The organism is Streptomyces fulvoviolaceus (assembly GCF_000718165.1).
GTDB classification, from domain to species: Bacteria; Actinomycetota; Actinomycetes; order Streptomycetales; family Streptomycetaceae; genus Streptomyces; species Streptomyces fulvoviolaceus.
The window spans coordinates 89,482-109,330 of sequence record NZ_JOEY01000008.1 but is presented as its reverse complement, the minus strand read 5'-3'; the positions used below and the strand labels follow the sequence as shown (position 1 = coordinate 109,330).

The 19,849-nt window shown below is 67.8% G+C and carries 20 protein-coding genes and 1 pseudogene; 11 read left to right on the top strand and 10 right to left on the bottom strand.

Annotated elements, in window-relative coordinates:
- Window positions 1–111: 111 nt before the first annotated feature.
- The 4 genes from IG08_RS0110565 to IG08_RS62990 form a co-directional block, all read right to left on the bottom strand.
- A complete protein-coding gene (locus tag IG08_RS0110565) occupies window positions 112–405 on the bottom strand; it encodes a DUF4193 domain-containing protein (protein WP_030599293.1) in 294 nt (97 codons plus the stop codon).
- An 81-nt stretch (window positions 406–486) separates the two neighbouring features.
- Window positions 487–2,520 carry a HelD family protein gene (locus tag IG08_RS0110560; RefSeq protein ID WP_030599291.1) on the bottom strand — a complete coding sequence of 678 codons (2,034 nt, stop codon included), beginning with the start codon at window positions 2,518–2,520 and terminating at the stop codon, window positions 487–489.
- A gap of 203 nt (window positions 2,521–2,723) precedes the next feature.
- Complete coding sequence (locus tag IG08_RS0110555; protein ID WP_030599289.1) at window positions 2,724–3,737, bottom strand: sigma-70 family RNA polymerase sigma factor; 1,014 nt, start codon at window positions 3,735–3,737, stop codon at window positions 2,724–2,726.
- Window positions 3,734–4,201: a hypothetical protein gene (locus IG08_RS62990; RefSeq protein WP_420823285.1), complete on the bottom strand. Its 468-nt coding sequence runs from the start codon at window positions 4,199–4,201 to the stop codon at window positions 3,734–3,736. Before IG08_RS62990 ends, IG08_RS0110555 begins: the two co-directional genes overlap by 4 nt.
- A gap of 380 nt (window positions 4,202–4,581) precedes the next feature.
- Between IG08_RS62990 and IG08_RS0110545 the strand changes: the two genes are divergently transcribed.
- Window positions 4,582–4,935 (top strand): DoxX family protein, encoded by a 354-nt coding sequence (locus tag IG08_RS0110545; protein WP_030599284.1) that lies wholly within the window; start codon window positions 4,582–4,584, stop codon window positions 4,933–4,935.
- A gap of 204 nt (window positions 4,936–5,139) precedes the next feature.
- A pseudogene (locus IG08_RS62985) lies at window positions 5,140–5,304 on the top strand (transposase); the annotation flags it as partial.
- A gap of 234 nt (window positions 5,305–5,538) precedes the next feature.
- Here IG08_RS62985 and IG08_RS0110535 read toward each other — a convergent pair.
- Window positions 5,539–6,381 carry a fumarylacetoacetate hydrolase family protein gene (locus IG08_RS0110535; protein ID WP_030599279.1) on the bottom strand — a complete coding sequence of 281 codons (843 nt, stop codon included), beginning with the start codon at window positions 6,379–6,381 and terminating at the stop codon, window positions 5,539–5,541.
- Between the two features lie 116 nt (window positions 6,382–6,497).
- Here IG08_RS0110535 and IG08_RS0110530 point away from each other — a divergent pair, with 116 nt between their 5' ends.
- Complete coding sequence (locus IG08_RS0110530; RefSeq protein ID WP_030599276.1) at window positions 6,498–6,992, top strand: VOC family protein; 495 nt, start codon at window positions 6,498–6,500, stop codon at window positions 6,990–6,992.
- A 42-nt stretch (window positions 6,993–7,034) separates the two neighbouring features.
- A complete protein-coding gene (locus IG08_RS0110525; protein WP_043453890.1) occupies window positions 7,035–7,838 on the top strand; it encodes an IclR family transcriptional regulator domain-containing protein in 804 nt (267 codons plus the stop codon).
- A 41-nt stretch (window positions 7,839–7,879) separates the two neighbouring features.
- Here the strand turns inward: IG08_RS0110525 and IG08_RS0110520 are convergent, their stop codons facing one another.
- On the bottom strand, window positions 7,880–9,595 hold the full coding sequence (locus IG08_RS0110520; RefSeq protein WP_030599271.1) for a cation:proton antiporter: 1,716 nt from the start codon (window positions 9,593–9,595) through the stop codon (window positions 7,880–7,882).
- Window positions 9,596–9,667: 72 nt separating this feature from the next.
- On the opposite strand from IG08_RS0110520, the gene IG08_RS0110515 reads away from it, so the two are divergent.
- A complete protein-coding gene (locus tag IG08_RS0110515; protein ID WP_030599269.1) occupies window positions 9,668–10,255 on the top strand; it encodes a TetR/AcrR family transcriptional regulator in 588 nt (195 codons plus the stop codon).
- A 69-nt stretch (window positions 10,256–10,324) separates the two neighbouring features.
- On the opposite strand, the gene IG08_RS0110510 is transcribed toward IG08_RS0110515, so the two are convergent.
- The 3 genes from IG08_RS0110510 to IG08_RS0110500 all read right to left on the bottom strand — a co-directional run bounded on the left by IG08_RS0110510 (window position 10,325) and on the right by IG08_RS0110500 (window position 13,791).
- Window positions 10,325–11,491 carry an FAD-dependent oxidoreductase gene (locus tag IG08_RS0110510; protein ID WP_030599267.1) on the bottom strand — a complete coding sequence of 389 codons (1,167 nt, stop codon included), beginning with the start codon at window positions 11,489–11,491 and terminating at the stop codon, window positions 10,325–10,327.
- A 40-nt stretch (window positions 11,492–11,531) separates the two neighbouring features.
- Entirely contained in the window at window positions 11,532–13,007 is a 1,476-nt protein-coding gene (locus IG08_RS0110505; protein ID WP_052424588.1) for an MDR family MFS transporter, read from the bottom strand.
- 175 nt (window positions 13,008–13,182) lie between these two features.
- Window positions 13,183–13,791 carry a TetR family transcriptional regulator gene (locus IG08_RS0110500; RefSeq protein ID WP_030599262.1) on the bottom strand — a complete coding sequence of 203 codons (609 nt, stop codon included), beginning with the start codon at window positions 13,789–13,791 and terminating at the stop codon, window positions 13,183–13,185.
- Window positions 13,792–13,913: 122 nt separating this feature from the next.
- On the opposite strand from IG08_RS0110500, the gene IG08_RS0110495 reads away from it, so the two are divergent.
- The 5 genes from IG08_RS0110495 (at window position 13,914) to IG08_RS60030 (ending at window position 17,880) form a co-directional block, all read left to right on the top strand.
- Complete coding sequence (locus IG08_RS0110495) at window positions 13,914–14,717, top strand: IclR family transcriptional regulator (RefSeq protein ID WP_030599258.1); 804 nt, start codon at window positions 13,914–13,916, stop codon at window positions 14,715–14,717.
- 175 nt (window positions 14,718–14,892) lie between these two features.
- Complete coding sequence (locus tag IG08_RS0110490; protein WP_030599256.1) at window positions 14,893–15,117, top strand: ferredoxin; 225 nt, start codon at window positions 14,893–14,895, stop codon at window positions 15,115–15,117.
- Window positions 15,114–16,283 carry an NAD(P)/FAD-dependent oxidoreductase gene (locus IG08_RS0110485; protein ID WP_030599253.1) on the top strand — a complete coding sequence of 390 codons (1,170 nt, stop codon included), beginning with the start codon at window positions 15,114–15,116 and terminating at the stop codon, window positions 16,281–16,283. Before IG08_RS0110490 ends, IG08_RS0110485 begins: the two co-directional genes overlap by 4 nt.
- 11 nt (window positions 16,284–16,294) lie before the next feature.
- The gene (locus IG08_RS0110480) at window positions 16,295–17,476 is read left to right on the top strand and encodes a cytochrome P450 (RefSeq protein WP_030599250.1); all 1,182 of its coding nucleotides are present in this window, start codon (window positions 16,295–16,297) and stop codon (window positions 17,474–17,476) included.
- A gap of 257 nt (window positions 17,477–17,733) precedes the next feature.
- Complete coding sequence (locus tag IG08_RS60030; protein ID WP_158812206.1) at window positions 17,734–17,880, top strand: hypothetical protein; 147 nt, start codon at window positions 17,734–17,736, stop codon at window positions 17,878–17,880.
- 220 nt (window positions 17,881–18,100) lie between these two features.
- Here the strand turns inward: IG08_RS60030 and IG08_RS0110470 are convergent, their stop codons facing one another.
- Window positions 18,101–18,814, bottom strand: coding sequence for a FadR/GntR family transcriptional regulator (locus tag IG08_RS0110470; protein ID WP_030599248.1), 714 nt, complete (start codon window positions 18,812–18,814; stop codon window positions 18,101–18,103).
- Between the two features lie 169 nt (window positions 18,815–18,983).
- Here IG08_RS0110470 and IG08_RS0110465 point away from each other — a divergent pair, with 169 nt between their 5' ends.
- Window positions 18,984–19,826, top strand: coding sequence for a fumarylacetoacetate hydrolase family protein (locus tag IG08_RS0110465; RefSeq protein WP_030599246.1), 843 nt, complete (start codon window positions 18,984–18,986; stop codon window positions 19,824–19,826).
- Window positions 19,827–19,849 lie beyond the last annotated feature (23 nt).

The window sequence follows — 19,849 nt, the reverse complement described above, 5'->3', positions numbered from 1 at the left end:
CGGCCACGCGCGCCATGCCGTTCTGACCGGACCGCCGTATCCGAGCCGGATCATCCCGCCCATGCTCCGTGATGGATGACGCCGTCCACGTCGCGAGCCTGCACGCCAGTGTCAGGTGTGGTCGCAGTCGCGGCAGATGCGGGGAATGCTGCTTCCGTCGGCGAGTTGGCTGCGGTGGTACACGAGGAAGCAGGCCGCACAGACGAATTCGTCGTCCAGTGCCGGGAGTACCCGGATGGCCAGCTCCTCGCCCGAGAGATCGGCGCCGGGCAGCTCGAGGCCCTCGGCGGCCTCGAACTCGTCGACGTCAATGGCGGAAGCGGATTTGGTGGTGCTCCGGGCCTTGAGCTCGTCGAGGTTGTCGATGACGCCGTCGTTGCGTGGGGCGTCGAAGTCGGTTGCCATGCCACCTTCTCTGTCTTGGCGCTTGCGGTGCTCGCGCATGCCTGTGGAGCATGCGCGAGCAGGGAGGTCGACGGTGATCCGTCAGGCGGGCTGGACGGTGATCGTGCAGAGCCTCTTGGTGGCCCGGGTCAGGGCCACGTACAGGTCCCTCTCTCCGCCGGGGCGGGCTGTGATGATCTCCTCGGGGCTCATGACGACGACCCCGTCGAACTCCAGCCCGCGCGCTTCGGATGCCGGCACGATGCGTGCGTGCTGGGCGATGCCCGCGGCTGTCAGCTCGCCCACCCTCGTGTCCGCGCAGATCACGCCGAGGAGTTCGCCCGGGTAGGCGGCGCTCTGGGCCCGAAGCTCCTGGGCGACGGTGGCGACCAGCCCGTCCACAGGTGTGGTCACGGTGCGAGGAGTCTCACCACGGCGCAGTGACCGTGTCGGCGTCTGGTCCGGTGCGATCCGCGCGAGCAGATCCCGCACACTGTCCAGGATTTCCTGCGTGGTGCGGTAACTGACGGTCAGGCTGTGCAGGTTGAACCGTGGGCCGACGTGCGGACTCAATGCCTCCTTCCAGTCGCATGCTGTCGCAACCGGGCCCGCCTGGGCGAAGTCGCCCACCAGGGTCATCGCCCTGGCCGGACAGCGGCGGACGATCATCCGCCACTGCATGGCGGTCAACTCCTGTGCCTCGTCGACGACGACGTGCCCGTACGTCCGCTCCGGCGGGCCGTCGATCAGGCTCGCCGCCTCGTCCAGCAGCGGCACATCGGCATCGGTCCACAGGTCGTCCGGGCCGCGCAGCAGGAGTGACCGCTCGTCCGTGGTCAGCAGGGGCAGATGCTCGGAGAGAGCGCCAGGGTCCGTCAGGAGAGCCCTCACGAGGTCACCGGGTACCAGTCGCGGCCACAGCACCTCTACGGCTCGGTCGACGCCGGCGTCGTCGAGGAGGTCGGCCCGGACGGCGTCCACGTCGAACTCGTCGGCCGGTCCCGAGTCGGCTGCGCCGTCGTGGCCGAGGTGGCGCAGGCCGGCGGCCGCGAATCGGTCGAGGTTCCTGCCCGTCAGCTGGGTGACCTCGGCATCGATCTGCTCCAGGAGATCGCTCATATCGCGTTCCAGCGTGTCGGTGACGGCGTCGACCAGGAGCTCCTTGAACACCTGGCGTGCGGGGTTGTGCCCCAGCTCGGTCGCCACGGCGGCGTCGCGTGCCGTGGCGACTCTCTCGCCCGGGAGGTGAACCAATTCCTGTCCGACCCGCACGGTGAAGTCGCCGTCCGGGGCTTGGTGGATGCGCAGCAGGCCGGCCAGAGCGTCTGCGAGGGCGGAACTGCCCTTGAGACGCGCCGCATCGAACGGCTCCACTGTTTCCGGGAACACTCCGGCCAGTTCCTGGCAGGTCGCCAGGACGACGTCGTTCTCGCCGAGCGAGGGCAGGACTTGGGAGATGTAGTCGAGAAACCGCGCGTTCGGCCCGACCACCAGCACACCCTGCTCGGCGGCCCGCGGGAACGCGTACAGGACATACGCCGCCCGGTGCAGGGCGACCACTGTCTTGCCTGTGCCGGGTCCGCCCTGCACCACCGTCACCCCGCGGTGTGCGGAGCGGACGATCTCGTCCTGCTCGGCCTGCAGTGTCGCGACGGCCGCTTGCATCCGACCCGTACGCCGTGCCGAAAGAGCCTCGGTCAACGGGCCGTCGCCCACTATGTCTTCGGCGGTGGGGGCGGAGCCGTCCAACAGTTCGTCGCTGACTGCGACAACCGTGCGCTCCTTCAGGCGCAGGTGCCGGCGCCGCCGCAGGTTCATCGGGTGAACCGGCGTAGCCTCGTAGAAGGGCCGCGCCGCGTTGGCGCGCCAGTCCACGAGCAGGGGCAGGTCGTCGTCCTCCGTCTGCAGTCCGATCCGTCCGATGCGCAGGGCGGTGCCGTCCGTCCAGTCGATGCGGCCGAAGACCAGCCCGTTCTCGGCGCCCTCCAGCCGGCCGATCTCCTTGGCCAGACGTTCAGCGGCAACCTCTCGCTCGTATGCCTCACCGGCACTCTCGGCCGGGGCCCTGAGCACCTCCGCCCGGTGTGCCCGTGTCTCGGAGAGCCGTTCGGTGAGCAGTTCGTACAAGGTGGACACATGAGTTCGTTCCAATTCGACCTGACGCACAGCGGGGTCGTTCACCTGCGACAACTGGGTGCTCCTCTCAATTCGATCCCCCACTTTGCGGTCGAAATTCCTGAAAAGTAAGTCTTGACTTATTTACATGGATCATGGCCCAAGAGAGAAAAGTGGGGCTTACCTGGGCAAATGCAGATACGCGTCTGACTGAGCCGCTTCCGTCACTCGTCGTTGAGGTAATCCCGCAGAACCTGCGAACGCGATGGGTGGCGCAGCTTGCTCATCGTCTTCGCTTCGAGCTGGCGGATACGTTCGCGGGTGACGCCGTAGATCTTTCCGATCTCCTCCAGCGTGCGCGGGCGGCCGCCGAAGAGGCCGTAGCGCAGGGAGATGATGCCGGCCTCGCGCGCGGTCATGTCGGCGAGGAGGCTCTTGATGGTTCGCTGGAGGAGGTCGAAGGTGACCGACTCCCAGGGCGAGGGCGAGTCGCTGTCCATGATGAGGTCGCCGAACTCGGTGTCGCCTTCGTCGGACAGTGCGATGTTGAAGGAGACGGGTTCCTTGGTGTAGGCGTTGAGTTCAGCCAGCCGTTCCACCGGGAGCTCCGCCTTCTCGGCCACTTCCTCCGGGGTGGGCTCGTGCCCGGTGTCGTGGAGCAGTTCGCGGCGGATCCGTGCCACACGGTTGATGATCTCGACGGTGTGGACCGGGATGCGGATGGTGCGGCTCTGGTCGGACAGGGCCCGGGTGACTGCCTGTTTGATCCACCAGGTCGCGTACGTGGAGAACTTGAAGCCCTTGGCGTAGTCGAACTTCTCCACGGCCCTGATCAGCCCGGTGTTGCCTTCCTGGATGAGGTCCAGGAACTGCAGTCCGCGTCCGGTGTAGCGCTTGGCGACGGAGACCACCAGGCGGAGGTTGGCCTCGGTGAGGTGGTTCTTCGCGCGGCGGCCGTCCTCGGCGAGAAGGCTCAGTTCCCGGCGGAAGTGCGGTTCCAGGCCGGGTTCTTCGGCTTCGGCGAGGAGATGCTCGGCGTACAGGCCGGCTTCGATGCGTTTGCCCAGGTCCACCTCCTGCTCGGCGGTCAGCAGCGGGACCTTGGCGATGAGCCGCAGGTAGTCCTTGACCTGGTCGACGGTGCCGCTGTCGGAGGAGAGCCGGGGCGCGGGGGCATCGCTCTCGTCGTGCTGCGCGAGCAGGAGCTCTTCCGGGTCCTGTACGTCCGTGGCGTTCACCTGTGCTCCAGCAGGGAGTTGAGGAACCGTCCGGTGTGCGACCGGGGTTGGGCCGAGACGTGTTCCGGGGTGTCTTCGGCGACGGCCGAACCGCCCCCGCAGGCCGCGCAGGGCACCTCGCGCAGGTACCCGGCGAACCGGTCCTGGCAGGCGAGTTGGAGCTGCCGTTCGGCACCGTGCAACACCATCTGCCGTACCCCGGGCCTGACGGCCAGCCGGTCCACGACCACGTCGATGGAGTGCTTCTTGCGCTTGTCCAGCTGCCCGAGAAATCGCCGCGCATATGCCGAAAGGGATTCAACATAACGTCGCTGACCTTCGACAAATATGGCGTCGAACGCCAGACTTGACTTTCCGGATCCGGACACCTCTGCGCATACGGTGAGCGCATCCCAAGGAAATTCTACGGACACGTCACGGAGATTGTGCCGGCGGGCACCCTTGACGACAATCCGATTTCTCACGGGGCCAACCGTAACACCGCAACTTCACTGGTTGGGGCCCCTGTTCAGCGTCGTGCAGGTGTGGGGAATATCGCCCTTGACAGAAGAGGTGGTCGCCTGCGCACGAAAACACGCATCCCGACGGAAAGAATGAGAAGGGCCCACGGGCATCGCTTGACTTCTCGCCGGCCGTGTGTGCAATTTCCCAGGGCGCGGTTGCGTACTTCCAGGACGGAGAGGACTTCCACAGTGTGAGGGAAGAGTTCGCCAAGTCTGGCTGGCGCGGGCGGCCATATGGTGCAATATGCTTGCCGTTGTGCCGTACTGCGCAACACTCGGAGCATGATTCGCTCACGTGCTGTTACTTCACTGGTTGGGCGAGTCCGTCCTGGAGGTCATTCATGTTCATTGCCACAGTTGTTGTCAGCTGTGTGCTCGCAGTCGCTTTGCTGGGCAGCGGCATTGCCAAGCTGACCGGTGATGCCGGCCAGACCGACTTGATGACCGAGGTCGGATTCCCTGCTGACCGGATGTGGATGCTCGGTGCATGTACTGTTGCCGGCGCCGTAGGTCTTCTTGTCGGGCTCTTCTGGTGGCCCATTGGCGTCGCGGCGGCTGTGGGAAGCCTGGCCTACTTCCTCGGCGCCCTCGGGTTCCATCTCAGGTCCCGGCGTCTCAACCAGTCGATGATCGGCGCTGTTTTCCTGACCGCCCTGTCGGTCGCCGCCCTGGCACTTCGTCTCGCGTCCGCCTGAGTGACCTTGCTTCGCAAGGCATGCGGGGGGACCGCGTTCCGTCGTCGCTGAAGTCCAGCATCATCCGCCACAGCAGCCGCCCCCGGTGGAAGGAAGATGGAGTGACCAGGTGCGGGGATGTCGCGATGAGGTGAGGACCGTGTCGCTGCACCCCCGTGTTCTCGGCGAGGCACTGGGGCAGACGGCCGAGGTTGCCGGCTGCCCGGTCAGTTGGCTGCCGTCTCTGTCCTGCAGTTCGCCGAGGCGCTGTCGGACCGTCAGGCCGCAGCCGCCGTCCGGGTCCGCATCGACTGGAAGTTCCTGCCGGGGCTGGAGCTGACGGATCCGGGGTTCGACCACTCCCCGCTGGGCGAGTTCCGCGATCGCGTCAGCAGCCGCACCGAGCCTCAACGGGCACCGGCTGAACCGGCTGGAGTTGACCGCTGAGCAACTGCGGGCCGCCCCCAACGCCTTGGCGTCCGCTGTCGGCGAGCACTTCGTCGACAGCGGCTACGTCAGCGCCGCGCTGTCGGCCGCCAGCCCCACCCTCCACCATGCAAGCCGGCCCTGGGCCCGCGCGAGGAACATGAAGCGTTACATGGCTGAGCACCATGCGCAGTTGCCTCAGCCCTGCATCGCCTCCCGCACGCACACGTTGCGGGTCTCACCGAGCCCCTCCACCACCGTCCGCAGGACCTGGCCCTCCTTGAGGTACACCTTGGGATCCCGTCCGTCACCGACTCCGCCGGGGGTCCCCGTGCAGATCAGGTCACCCGGCTGCAGCGTGATGATGTCGCTGAGGTAGGAGACGATGTCGGCGATACCGAACAGCAGGTCCGACGTGCGGGACCGTTGCATCACCTCGCCGTCCACCTCGCAGCGGATCTCCAAGTCCGGCTCCGCGCCCCCGAACTCGTCCGCCGTGACCAGCTCGGGGCCCACGGGCGTGGTCGCCTCGAAGGTCTTGCCGGCCAGGAACTCCCGCGTACGGCGCTGGTATTCGCGCACGGTCACGTCGTTGACGACCGTGTAGCCGGCGACGAAGTCCAGCCCCCTCTCCTTCGGGACGTGACGGGCCGCCCGGCCGATCACGAAGCCGAGTTCGGCTTCCCAGTCCACGCTGTCGCTGACCACGGGAAGCGTGACCGGGTCGTACGCCCCGATGAGCGATCCGTCGTACTTGGCGAACAGCGTCGGGTACTTGGGTGTGTCCCGCCCCATCTCCTTGATGTGCGTGGCGTAGTTCAGACCAAGGCAGATGATCTTGTTCGGGTGCGGCACCAGAGGAGCGAACTTGGCATCGGCGGCGTCGATGCGCTCGCCCTCGGCGTTCTCCGCCGTTCGCGTCCAGTCCTCGCCCGATCCGAGCAGGGCTCCCAGATCGGCGTACGGGAGCAGGGCGTAGGAGTCTCCGTCGCGTCGAGCCGCCCGCGTTCCGTCGCCCACTCGCAGAGTCGCAAGTCGCATGTGAGGTGCACCTCTTCCTTTATTGACCGATGCCAGACTCGATCGTACGCTAGTTGTGACATGCAGGATACATGTCCTGCAAAGTGAGACACTAGGAAATCCTAAGGGGTGGCAGCATGGCTATCACCGGACTCGGGCACACCGGGCTGTGGGTGTACGACCTGCCGAAGATGCGGGACTTCTACGAGCGCGTCATGGGGCTGGCCGTCACTGACGAGGACGAGGGCCTGGAGATCGTGTTCTTCAGTGCGCGGCCGGACGAGGAGCACCACGAGTTCGTGCTCCAGTCCGGGCGCACGTCTCCCATCGGCGACAAGCAGCAGCACCAGATCTCCTGGCGCGTGGAGTCCATCGAGGACCTGCGCGCCTTCCATCGGCGGTTTGAGGAGGAAGGCGTGAAGGTTCAGCAGGAGGTGACCCACGGCAACGCCTTCGGCATCTACTTCTTCGACCCCGAAGGCAATCGCAACGAGGTCTACCTGCGTATCGAGCGGGACGTGCGGCAGCCCTTCCGTAAGACCATCGACTTCAGCCTCTCCCCGGAGGAGATCTACGCGGAGGCTGAACGGCTGCTCAGCGACGGTGGCAGCGCCTACCAGCCGGTCAAGTAGTTCCCTCTGTCGACATCTTCCGGCCCCTGCTAAGTTTCCTGCATGTCAGGAAGTTCTTCTTGGAATACGGGAACTGGTCGAGAGCGTTCGGGTCGTAACTCAACTGCCGATCGGGCGCTGGACGTCCTGCTGATGTTCGACGACGACCGGCTCGTACTGCCCGCCGCCGAAGTTGCCTCCCGCCTCGGGGTTGCCCGGTCCACCGCCTACCGGTACCTGCAGAGCCTCACCGCGAACGGCTTCCTTGAAGAGAGCGGGGGTTCCGGCTTCCGGCTGGGGCCGCGCGTCATCGATCTCGCCCGACTCGCACGCAAGGGCGTCGGGCTGTCGGACCTGGCGCGGCCCGTCATGCGTCGGCTGGTCGAGCGCACCGGCATGCCGGTCCTGCTCACCCGCAGGGCCGGCTCCGCCGTCGTGTGCCTCGAACGCGAGGAAGCGGGCACAGCTCTGCGTCTCTCGTACGAGCGTGGGCAGGTGCTGTCCATCAATGCCGGGGCCGCCGCCTTGGCGCTGCTCGCCTGGGCTCCCGCGAAGGAACTCGACGAACTGCTGGCCGGGCCGCTGCCCCGCTACACCGACGCCACTCATGCCGATCCCGAGGAACTGCGCGCTCACCTTGCCGAGATACGGGAACAGGGCTATGCGGTGGGCCGCGGTGAACTGGACCCCGACGTTCTCGGTGTGGGCGCTCCGGTGAGAGGCGAGGGCGGTGCTGTCGTCGCCGCCCTGAGCATCGCAGCCTTCTCGCATCGCGTTCCGGACCGCGACATCCCGCTGTGCGTCGAGGCCGTGCGCGGCGCTGCAGAGGACCTCTCCACCCAGGCAGTGCGGATGGGGATCGGCTGAGCCGAGGACCTGCCGAGCTGGAGGGCTCGTCGAGGACGACGCTACCTGTCCGTCATCCGCTGCAGTCTGGCCTCCTCCTTGTCCAGCGCCCGTTGCGCTGTGGCGAGAACCGGCGAACTGTAGGTTCCGCGCGAGCGGGCGGTACCCAGCTGGGTTCGCTGTGCGTCCAGCGCAAGCAGGCACAGCTGTTGGTACTGCCGATGCAGCGGGTCTGCCCCGTCATCCGCCGCGTTGAGGTGATCGACGGCCAGGACATCGCTGTTGGCACTGAGGGCTCGCTCGACGGTGTCCGGGTCGAACGGCTTGCCGTCGGGGTCGGCGAGGCCGGGGCCGGCCAGCGCGGCGGCTCCGGCGGCGGCGAGTTGTGCGAACAGTTTCTGCTCTTCCTCGCGCAGCCGATCCTGGTCTTCACCGGGAACCTTCGCCACCCGGATGACCGTCGGCAGGGACAGGCCCTGGCACAGCAACGTGGTCACTGCGACGACGTAGGCGATCAGGACGAGTTGGGGGCGGTGCGGGGTGTCTTCGGGCAGGGTCTGCGCGGCGGCGACGGTGATCGCGCCGCGCATGCCAGCCCAGCCGAGCACGACGCCGCCGCGCCAGCCCAGGCTCTCGTTGAGGTGGAAGTCGAGGTCTGCCGCCACGCGCAGGACCCGCTCCCGCAGCCGTTCCTGACGGGCCGGTGTCAGGTGATCCGGCGGGGCCTGCTCGTCGAGCCGGGCGCGGAGCTCGTCCAGGCGTGGCTGCTTGGTGGCCGCTCGGCGCTCCTGGCTTCGAAGTCCCAGGACGAGCGGAGCCACGAAGATGATGCGCACGGCGATGACGAGCGCGGAGGCGGCCAGCCCGAGCAGGACCACGCTGCCCACGCTGGGGCCTGAGTCACTGGCTTCGTCGATCAGTGCCTTCAGGCTCAGGCCCATCAGCAGGAACAGTCCGCTCTCCAGCAGGAAGGCGACCGTCCGCCAGTTCACCGTTTCCGTGATCCGGTCCTGTACGCGCAGCCGCGCGGGACTCTGGTAGCCGGTCACCACGCCCGTGACCACGGTGGCCAGCAAGCCGGAGGCGTGCAATTCCTCGGCGGGCACGTACGCGATGAACGGTACGGCGAAGGACACCGCGGTACTGAGCACCGCGTCGTTCAGGCGGGCCTTGATGCGGACGTTCACATGACCGATCACCAGGCCGATGGCCACGGCGACCACCACGGAGTAGACGAAGCTTCCGGCGACGCTCCACAACGACACGGTCCCGGCCATGGCGGCCACCGCGGAGCGCAGCAGCACCAGCGAGGACGCGTCGTTGACGTGCCCTTCGCCTTCCAGCGTGGCCAGCAACCGGTGCGGCAGGCCCAGGCGCTTGCCCACGGAGGTGGCGGCCACCGCGTCGGTCGGGCTGATGACGGCGCCGAGCGCGAAGGCGACGGGCCAGCCGATGTCGGGGACGAGCGCGTGGAAGAAGACACCCGCCCCCAGCGTCGTGGCCACGACCAACCACACAGCCAGGGTGCTGATCGCTCTGAGGTTCCGCCGGAAGTCGTTGGCCGGCATGTTCACCGCCGCGGAGTACAGCAGCGGCGGCAGCACGCCGGCCAGGATCCACTCCGGTTCGACCGACACGTGGGGAACTCCGGGAACGAAGCTCAACGCCGCGCCCACGACGACGAGGCTGAGAGGTTCGGCCAGGCCCAGACGCTTGGAGAACATGGCGACAGCAACCATGCTGATGACGCCGACGACAGCTACGACGGTGGGTTCCACCTATCCTCCGCATCCCGTATGTGTAACGGTTGCATTTTGCGGCTCGTTCGCTCTTTTGGCTAATCTTCCGTCATGACGGAGCACCAGATCGGACGACGCGAGCGCAAGAAGGCACAGACCCGGAAGGCGCTGTCGGACAGTGCCGTGCGTCTGTTCATCGAGCGGGGCTACGACCAGGTGAGCCTGAAGGACGTGGCCGAGGCCGCGGATGTGGCGGTGAGCACCGTCTTCAAGCACTTCCCAGCGGGCAAAGAAGCCCTCATCTTCGACGAGGACGCCGACCGGGAGGCGGCCCTCGTCGCCGCGGTGCGTGAGCGGGACGCCGGACAGTCGATCCTCGATGCCCTGCGTGACTACCTCATCGCGCAAGGCGTGGAACGCACGGCCCACCCTGACTTCGCGCCCTTCCTCGCCCTCGTCGAGTCGACTCCGGCACTGAGCGATTACGCGCGCCGCATGTGGCGGCGTCACGAGGCCTCGCTGGCTGCGGCGATCGCCGAGGAGACGGGCGCATCGGCCGATGACATCGCCAGTCGGGCCTTGGCGCACTATGCGATCGAGGCGTTGTTCCTGGTCCGAGGCGACGGCTCTTCGGTCGAGGCGCAGATCAACACGGTCTTCGATCTGCTGCGACGGGGTTGGGGAGACCTCGGCAAGTAGCGCGGCGGCTCAGCCCTGTTGCAGGGCCCGACCGGATCTGGCCCTGCAACAGCGGGGTGGAGCGGGGGGTTACTGGCCCGCCGCTTCGTAGCGGCGCATCAGGGCGTCGAACTGGCGCGATCCGTCGGGTGAGACCGACAGATCGAGGTTGTCGGCGGACTCCTGGGCCAACTCGGTGGAGCGGGGGAACAGGGCCTTCTCGTATGCGGCCGTGGCGGTGGTGAAGTCGCCGTCGGCCGCGACGATGGCCAGGGCCAGCTCGGCCGCGTCGCGCATGGCGAGGTTGGCGCCTTCGCCGGCGAACGGGGACATCAGGTGGGCGGCGTCGCCCAGCAGCGTGACGCCGGGGGTGGGCTGCCAGGTGAGGCCGATGGGGAGCATGTAGATCGGCCGGGGCAGGATCACGTCGTCGCTGCGCAGGATGAGCTCCTGCAGCTGGGGTGCCCAGTCGGCGAAGTATCCGCGGATGGCTTCGCGAGCTTGGGCGGGCTGGTCGAACGGGATGCCGCTGGCGGTGGTGAGCCAGTCCTCGTCGCAGCGGAAGGCGACGTAGATGCGGATACGGCCGTCGCCGTTGCGCTGGGGCATGATGCCCTTGTCGTCCGCAAAAACGTACAAGGTGCCGTAGCCCACGAACGCGGAGATCTCCGGGTGGGCGTGGTCCGTGTCGGGGATGCCCAGTTCGATGAAACTCACGCCCGTGTACGAGGGGGTGGCGTCGGTCAGCAGCGGCCGCACGTGGGACCAGGCGCCGTCGGCGCCGACGAGAGTGTCGCACTGGGCTGTCGAGCCGTCGCTGAAGTGGAGCTCGTGGCGGCCGTCCTCCAGCGGCCGAACCTGCTTGAGGTGCTTGCCCCAGACGATGGAGTCGGGGTCGACGGAGTCCATCAGCACATCGCGCAGCGCGCTGCGGTCGACCTCGGGGCGGTCCATTTCCTCCTCGCCCGCGACCTCGTCGCGCAGCACGTCACCGTCCTTGGTGAGCAGGCGAAAGGACTGGCCTTCGGGCCGGGCGATGGCGAGGAACTCCCTCTCGAGGCGGGCCTGGTGCATGGCCCACTGCCCGGACTCGGGGTGCAGGTCGAGTGTGCCTCCCTGGCTGGGGCGCGCGTTGCGGGCGGCGTCGGCCTCGTAGAGGGTGACGCCGATCCCGTTGACCTGGAGGATCCGGGCGAGCGTCAGGCCGCCGAGGCCGGCGCCGACGATGGTGATGTGGGGCGTGGTCGTGTTCGCCATGACGTTCCTTGTTTCCTGTCGTGCGAGGGGAGCGGACGGATCAGTTGGCTGCCGGCGCCGTGGTCTTGGCGTGGGTGTCCTCGGACGGGGCGCGGCCGCCAAGGGGCACTTCCTTGATGAACCACGAGATGGCGAAGCCGACGGCGCAGATCACCGTGGTCGCAAGGAACACCTGTCCGATCCCTTGTGCGAAGGCGCTCAGGTACGAGTCCCGGTCGGCCGGGGAGTGTCCCTGCGTCGCCTGGGTGAAGATGGAGCCGAACACGGCCACACCGAGTGAGCCACCCAGGGTGCGGAAGAGAGTGGTGGCGGAGGACGCGGCGCCCATGTCCTTCAGCTCCACGCTGTTCTGGGCGACGGTCGTCGACAGTTGCATCGAGAAGCCGAGGCCCATGCCGAGCAGGCCCATGTAGATCCCGACCGGAAGGCGTCCGGTTCCCGCGTCGACGGTCGAGAGCAGTGCCGCGCCGAGGGTGAGGCAGATGGCGCCGAGGATGAAGAAGATCTTGTACTTGCCCGTATCGGACATCACCTTGCCCACGATCTGCGCGACGATGAGCAGCGGCAACATCATCGGTAGCAGGAGCAGACCCGACGAGGACGCCGACTGGCCTTGGACGGTCTGCTGGAACAGCGGCAGGTAGAGCACTGCGCCGAACATCACCACTCCGGTGACGAGGGCCGAGGCCGTCGCGAGAGTGAGGTTGCGGCTGCGGAAAAGCGTGAGCGGCAGTACGGGTTCCACCGTCCGGCGCTCGATGGCGATGAAGGCGGCGAGCGACACGGCGGCCACGGCGGCGAGACCGATGATCTGCGGGGAGACCCACGCATAGGTACTCCCGGCCCAGGTGGCCAGCAGAACCATGGAGGCGATCGTCATCGCCATGGTCAGGATTCCGGCGTAGTCGATCCGGACCTTCTGGCGCGTGGTCGCCGGCAGGGCGAGCGCCCACCAGCACCAGGCCAGGGACAGCAGCCCGAGGGGGATGTTGATGTAGAAGGCCCATCGCCAGCTCAGGTGATCGGCGATGACGCCTCCGAGGAGAGGGCCGCCGATCGTGCCGACGGCCATCGTCGTGGCGATCATGCCCTGGTAGCGCCCCCGCTCGCGCGGCGGCAGCATGGCGCCGATGAGCGCGAAGGCTCCGACGGTGATCCCGCCCGCGCCGAGTCCCTGCAGAGCCCGGAAGCCGATCAGCGTCGGCATCGACCACGCCGCTCCGGCGAGCAGCGACCCCGCGATGAACACTGCGATCGAGGCCAGGAATACGCCCTTGCGGCTGTAGAGATCACCGAGCTTGCCCCACACCGGCGTCGAGATGGCCGACATCAGGGTGTAGGCCGTCACGACCCAGGACATCTGGTCCAGGCCCCCGAGGTCGCGGACGATCGTCGGCATCGCCGTGCCGACGATCGCGTTGTCGAGCATGGCCAGCAGCATGGCCAGCAGGACGCCTGCGAGGACGAGGCGTATTGAGCGTTGCTGCTTGCTGCCGGGCACATCAACCGCGGTCATCACTGTCACCTCCGTGTGCGTGAGAAGCACCGACGAAGGTGCATCGCTTGCGAAAGTATAGCCATCACACTTTCGGAACGATTGCACTAAGCGGTGGGATGCCGGTCTCAGTGGCGTGGCACTTCGCTCGTGGGCGAGGTCCGTTGGCTCGATGTCTGTGGATGCAATGAAGTGATCAGCCCGCTGCGGGCTTCGGATTGTCATCCGGGTCGGCCAGGCCGGCGATCGACCAGCCGTGGCTCAGCAGGTCGAACAGCTCCCCGATGGCTGCGACGGGGTCGGCGCACCTGCGCGCGACGGCGGGGGTGTCCAGGGTGAAGCGGGCGAGGCCGGTGACGGCGACGGAATCGGCGGGAAGGCCGGTGGCCTCGGAGATGGCATCGCTCAGGGCCCTCTCGTGGCGCAACCACATGCGGTGCGCGTAGTCACGTAGTGCCGGAGTGGCCTCGATCAGGGTGAACAGGGGGTCGTTGGCGCGAAGGTGCGTGCGAGTGCGTATGAGGTGGTCGTGGAGCGCTTGCAGCACGGACTGTTCTTGGGGGCGGCTCCGCACGGCGTCCACCAGGGCGCTCTCGAGATCCTTGTCCTCCTCGAAGACCAGCGCCTCCTTGCTGGGGAAGTAGTTGAAGAGCGTGGTCAGAGAGACATCCGCAGCGTCCGCGACCTCCTTGACGCCCACATTGTCGAAGCCTCGCTCCGTGAACAACCGCAGTGCCGCACTGGCCAGCGCCTGCCGGGTCTGAGCCTTCTTCCGCTCGCGCCGGCCCGTCATCGTCTGAGTCACGGGATCCACCAACTCCAAGTACAAAGATTGAGTCGTTTAAGTGAACGACTGCAAAAAGCTAATTGTTCCACTTTTGCGGGTCGAGGTTGGGTGGGATCCGCCATCGGCTTAGGATGTCCTGCATGACAGGACGTAAGTCAGAAGACGCTGCTCCGGCGAGTCAGTACCGGGAGCGCAACTCGACCGCGGACCGGGCGCTGGACATCCTGGGGATGTTCTCGGAGGGCAAGCTGTCCGTTTCGGGTCAGGAGGTCGCCACGGCCCTGGGGACGGCACGCTCTACCGCCTACCGCTACCTGCAGAGTCTCGTCGGCAGCGGTTTCCTGGAGGAGGATCCGGGGGGCGGTTTCCGCCTGGGGCTGCGCGTTCTGGAACTGGCGCGCCTGGCCCGGCGAGGATACGGCCTCTCGGAGATCGCCCTGCCCGTGATGAGGGGTCTGTGTACCGAGGTCGGCGAGACGGTGCTGCTCACACGTCGCGCCGGAGGAGCCGCCATCTGTGTGGAGCGCTGCGAGGCGGAGCATCCGGTGCGGATCTCCTACGAGCGCGGCAGTGTGCTGCCGGCCAACGCCGGAGCCTCCGCCCTGGCGTTGCTCGCGTGGCTGCCCGAGGAGGAGTGCCGTGCGCTACTCGAGGGGCAACGACTGCAGCGGTTCACCGCACGCACCATGACGGATGTCGATGTGCTGATGGCGCGCCTTACGGAGATCCGCCGTGACGGGTACACCGTCAGCCGGGGTGAACTCGACGCGGACATCCTCGGTATCGCCGCTCCCGTGCGCGGATCCTCCGGTGCTGTGGTTGCCGCGTTGAGCGTGGCCGCGCTGGAACACCGGGTCCCCGACCGCCGGCTCGAGGAAGTGGTCGGAGCCGTGCGCGACGCTGCCGAGCTCATCAGCGGCCAGTTGGCGGTGACCGGCGACTGACCGGAGCGGCTACCACATCGCTCCGTGTCCTGCTTGGTGGGACGCATGCCTTGACTGTCAGGTCGATGGCTCTTAGTTTCAGAGTGATCAGGCATGCGCCGTGGCAGGACGCGGGATCGATCGTCATGCGTCGACTTGCTTGTGTACTGCCGGCGAGTAGCGATGGGGAGTTGCAATGGAGCAACGGGAAACCGGTCGGCTGTCGGTCGACATGGGCCGGTGCGAGGGCTACGGGATGTGCCAGCAGGCCGCCCCGGAGCTGTTGCACCTCAACGATGACGACGAACCAGTCATCGACGTGGCCGAGATCCCGCCGACGCAGAAGCCACTCGCTGATGCCGCGGTGCGCGCCTGCCCCGTAGCGGCTCTGAACATCTCCACCACTTCGGCACCGGCGTGACCGCGCGGCGCCACATCGTCGTCGCCGGGGCGTCGCAGGCCGGCTGCGCCTGCGCCGCCGCACTACGGGGCTTCGGCTTCGACGGTGAGATCACCCTGCTCGGTGACGAATCCCACCGGCCCTACACCCGGCCGCCGTTGTCGAAGGGCGTCCTGGTCGGTGCCGAACCCGACCACAGCGTCTTCCTGCCCGTCCTCGACGACGTCTCGATGCTCGGCGGTGTCGCCGCGGTCGGCCTCGATCGTTCGAAGAACGTCGTCGAGCTGGCAGGTCGTGAAAGCCTCCACTACGACGGTCTGGTCATAGCCACCGGCGCCCGCGCCCGCCGTCTCACCCATGGCGGACACAGCGAGCTCACTGTGCGCACCCTCGACGACGCCCTCGACCTGCGGCAGCGAATGGACGGCGCGCAGGAGGTCGTCGTGGCAGGTGGCGGCTTCCTCGGCATGGAGGTCGCTTCGTCGGCCGCAAGCCTCGGGAAGTCCGTCACCGTCGTCGACGGGGTCAGTCCGCTGGCCGGCCGTCTTGGCTCCCTGCTGTCCGGCATGGTGCTGACCGCAGCCGCGGAGCACGGTGTGCGGGTGCGTGTCGTCCCCGGTGGCGTCACTGTCGGGTTCAGCGACGGCACCCCCGACCGGCTGCTGTCGACCGACGGCTCGCTGCTCGCGGAAGGCGACATCGTCGTCACCGCGGTGGGCGACGTGCCCAACATGGAGTGGCTGCACGGCAGCGGCGTAGACCTCGACGGCGGAGTCGTGGTCGACGACGAGTGCCGAGTGGCTCCCGACATCGTCGGCGCCGGCGACGTGGTCTCCGTCCGCCGTGCCGACGGGCATTGTGTGCGCAGCCCGCACTGGTCGAACGCACTGTCACAAGCCAGGACCGCCGCGGCCACCTTGCTCGGCCTGAAGCCGGACGGCGGGGTGGCCGCCACCACCCCGCCGTTCTTCTGGACCGAGGCATTCGGCCTGAAGATCCGGCTGGCCGGTCACCTGCCTCCGGTCGGGGAGCCCACGGTCATCGACGGATCCATCGCCGACCGGCGTGTCCTGCTCGCCTGGCGTGCCTCCGGACAGACACACGGTTTTGGTACCGCGGCCGCGGTGAACTACCCCATGTCGGCGCCCAAACTCGCCAAAATCGCCCAGCAGGTGCTGGCTCACTGAAGGAGGCCGCAGTGCCCTCCCTTGCAACTTCGCCCCGCTCGGATGCCGACATCTTCTCCGAGAAGGTCATGGCCGATCCCTACCCCGTCTACCGTGAACTCCGCGACGCGGGACCGGTCGTCCACCTGGAACGATCCGACGTGTTCGCCGTCGCGCGCTACGAGGAGGCGCGCCATGTGCTCGGCGACTGGGAATCCTTCTCGTCCGCCGACGTCGCGCTGAACGAGCAGTTCAACCAGTACATCGGCGACGGCATTCTTCGCGCGGATCCGCCGCTGCACGACCAACTGCGCAACGTCCTGGCCGCCCGCCTGGCTCCCCGGGCGCTGCGCGATCTGGCACCCGACATCACCCGGCGCGCGGAGCTCCTCGTCGACCGCCTCGTCGCGAAGGGCTCCTTCGACGCGGTGACCGATCTCGCGCGCTGGTTCCCCGTCGAGGTCGTCGGCGACCTGATCGGTCTGCCGCGCGAGGGACGCGAGCGGCTGCTCCCCCTTCTCGACGCGAACTTCAACTGCTTCGGTCCGGAGAACGCCCGGACCCTGGCATCGGTCCCGCAGTTGCCCGAGCTGGCCGAGTACGTGATGACCAGTGCGACTCGCGGAGCACTGACCGAGGGCAGCATGGGCAAGGCGGTGTACGACGCCGTCGACGCCGGGGAGATCCCGGAGGCCGTCGCTCCATGGTTGGTGATGACCTATGTCACGGCCGGGATGGACACCACGGTGCACGCGATCGGCCACACCGTCTGGCTGCTGGCCGAGCACCCCGTCCAGTGGGACGCGTTGCGGGCGGACCCGGCCCTGGTCCCGCAGGCGTTCCGGGAGGTGGTGCGCTATGAGTCGTCGGTCCAGGTGTTCGGACGGACGGCGCGCGTCGACTGGAACATCGGAGACGTCACCGTGCCGGCCGGTTCCCGCCTGGCCGTTCTTTACGGATCCGCCAATCGCGACGAACGCAAATGGCCGGATGCCGACCGCTTCGACATCACGCGGAACAACCTCGATCACCTCGGCTTCGGCTACGGCCTGCACGGCTGTGCGGGGCAGGCGCTGGCCCGCCTGGAGGGCGAGGCGATCCTGCGGGCGCTGCTCCGCAGGGTGTCCCGCATCGAGGCCGGCGAGCCGGTCCGACACTTCAACAACATCCTGCGTGGCCTGGATTCGCTGCCGGTCACTGTCGTCACTGACTGAGTACGGAACGAGAGGCGACCTTCCCGGTGTGCCTCGGCCGCCTCGGGCGAGCATGCCCAGAGCTGAGTGTCTGGGCTGTCGGCCGTGCAAGAGGAGGATTCCATCCGTTCGTGGCCGAGCCGAACCCCTGCCTCGAGGTCCTGCCGGAGAGCAGGGGCTGCCCAGGCCGCGTGTCTGTCGGGCCGTAGGAATGCGGCCTTCGGACTGGTGGGGGTCTGGGGTCGGTGGCCGACGGGAGCGCCCGCCCAGGCGGCGGCATGTCCGGATGGCCAAGCCGCAGCGCGCCATACGGGGTGCTCGACGATCCCGGTATCGCCACCAGTGAGTTCATGCACGAGGCCGACGAGGCAGGCACGCTGCCGAAGGCCGTCCGACCCCAGCCCCCGGCACGGACCGCGCCGTGACCGCCGCCGGTACCACCCGGTCACGGTGACGACGCGACTTCGGCACTGGCGGGAGCACACGACCGAACTCAACGCGTCACTCCCGTCGGGCCCCGTGCCGTACGGACTGCTCGCCACCGGCATCAGAGCCACCCTCAGGCCGGTGGCGAACCGACGCAGGCCGCGTTGCAGGGCCTGGTGCACGGCGTCCGAGGGCGGATCCCTGTGTTGGCTGACGGCGCTATCGACCGTCGGTCGACGTCGTATTGTGCTCCCTGATCAGCCGCAGCGCGTCCTCGCGGTCGCGGCGGTCGAGCGCGTCGACCAAGTCGCGGTGGAGCTCATGCCGTTGGGCGATGTACTCACCCAACGGCTGCTCGCCACCCGGCAGCACCTCCAGGGTATGGGCCTCGATGAGGTCGAGCAGGTTCTTGTACAGCGAGCGCAGCAGCGCGTTCGGGCTGATCGCCGCGATGCGGGCGTGCAACTGCCAGTTGGCATGGACGAACGCGACCGGGTCGGCCGAATCGACCGCCGATGCCATGGCGTCGATCCGCAGGCGCAGCTCGGCGATGTCGGCCGGGGAGGCATGCCACAGGGCGTCTTCGATGAGGAGCGGGTCGAGGGCGTCACGGATGCGGACCGCGTCGCTGACGTCGGTCTGCTGGGCATCGAGGGCAAGGACGGAGTTGCCGAGCCGGACCATGGGCGACGGCTCCGCCTTGAAGATCCCGCCGCCGGGGCCCGGCCGCACGGTGACGAGGCCTCGGGACTGGAGCAGCCGCAGCGACTCGTTGAAGGTGCCGACCGAGACCGAGCACAGTCCCCGCAGCGCCTCCTTGGTGCCCAGCCGGGAGCCGGGTTCGGCCGCTTCCGCGAGCGCGCCAATACGCTCGGCGGCCTGCTCGGCCCGGCTTGGGGCGCCGGAGCGCGTGGCGTCGCGTGCGGGGTTCAAGACTCTCCCAGAGGGCTTCAGAGGCTTCGGATGAATTGATTATGGATGTTACCCCCGCTCACCCTTGACGTCACCGGTGACGGCGACGCAATATCAACGTAATCATCATGCTCAATTGGTCGGACTTGATCACGGAGCAGCTCCGATCCACCCGCACATGGAGTTCCCCATGCGTATCGCCAACCTCAACGGCCGACTGGCACTGATCTCCGACGGCCGCGCCGTCGACGTGGAGCGCGCCAGCGACGGGCGCTTCACCGCCGATCCTCAGGCCGTCTACGAGCGGTGGGACGAGTTCCGCGCCTGGGCCGCCGGTGCCACGCTCGCGGAGGGCGTCGCCTTCGACGCCACCGAGCTCGGATCCCCCGTGCCGGCGCCGCGCCAGCTGCTCGCCATCGGCCTCAACTACCGTGCGCACGCCTCGGAATCGGGCTTCGAGGCGCCTGAGGGCCTGCCGCCGGTCTTCACCAAGTTCGTCACCAGCATCACCGGCCCGGTCACCGAGGTCGCTCTCCCGAAGGACGGGCACACCGACTGGGAAGTGGAACTGGTCGTGGTGATCGGCGAGCGCGCGGAGCGCGTGTCCGAGTCCGACGCCTGGAACCATGTGGCCGGACTCGCCGTGGGCCAGGACATCTCCGAGCGTGTCTCCCAACTCGCCGGCCCCATCCCGCAGTTCAGCCTCGGCAAGTCCCTCCCCGGTTTCACGCCCATCGGGCCGTGGCTGGTGACTCCGGACGAGTTCGACAACCCCGACGACCTCGAACTGCGCTGCTCCATCAACGGCGAGGAGGTCCAGAAGGGCCGTACCGGCGACCTGATCTTCACCGTCCCCGCGCTGATCACGAAGCTCTCCGCCGTGCTGCCGCTGCTGCCCGGCGACGTGATCTTCACCGGCACCCCGGCCGGTGTGGGGCTGGGGCGCGAGCCGCAGCGCTGGCTGGCCCCCGGTGACGTCCTGGAATCCGCCATCGAGGGCATCGGCGAGCTGCGCCAGACCTTCGACGCCTGAGCCGAGCCGCCAGTACGGACGAA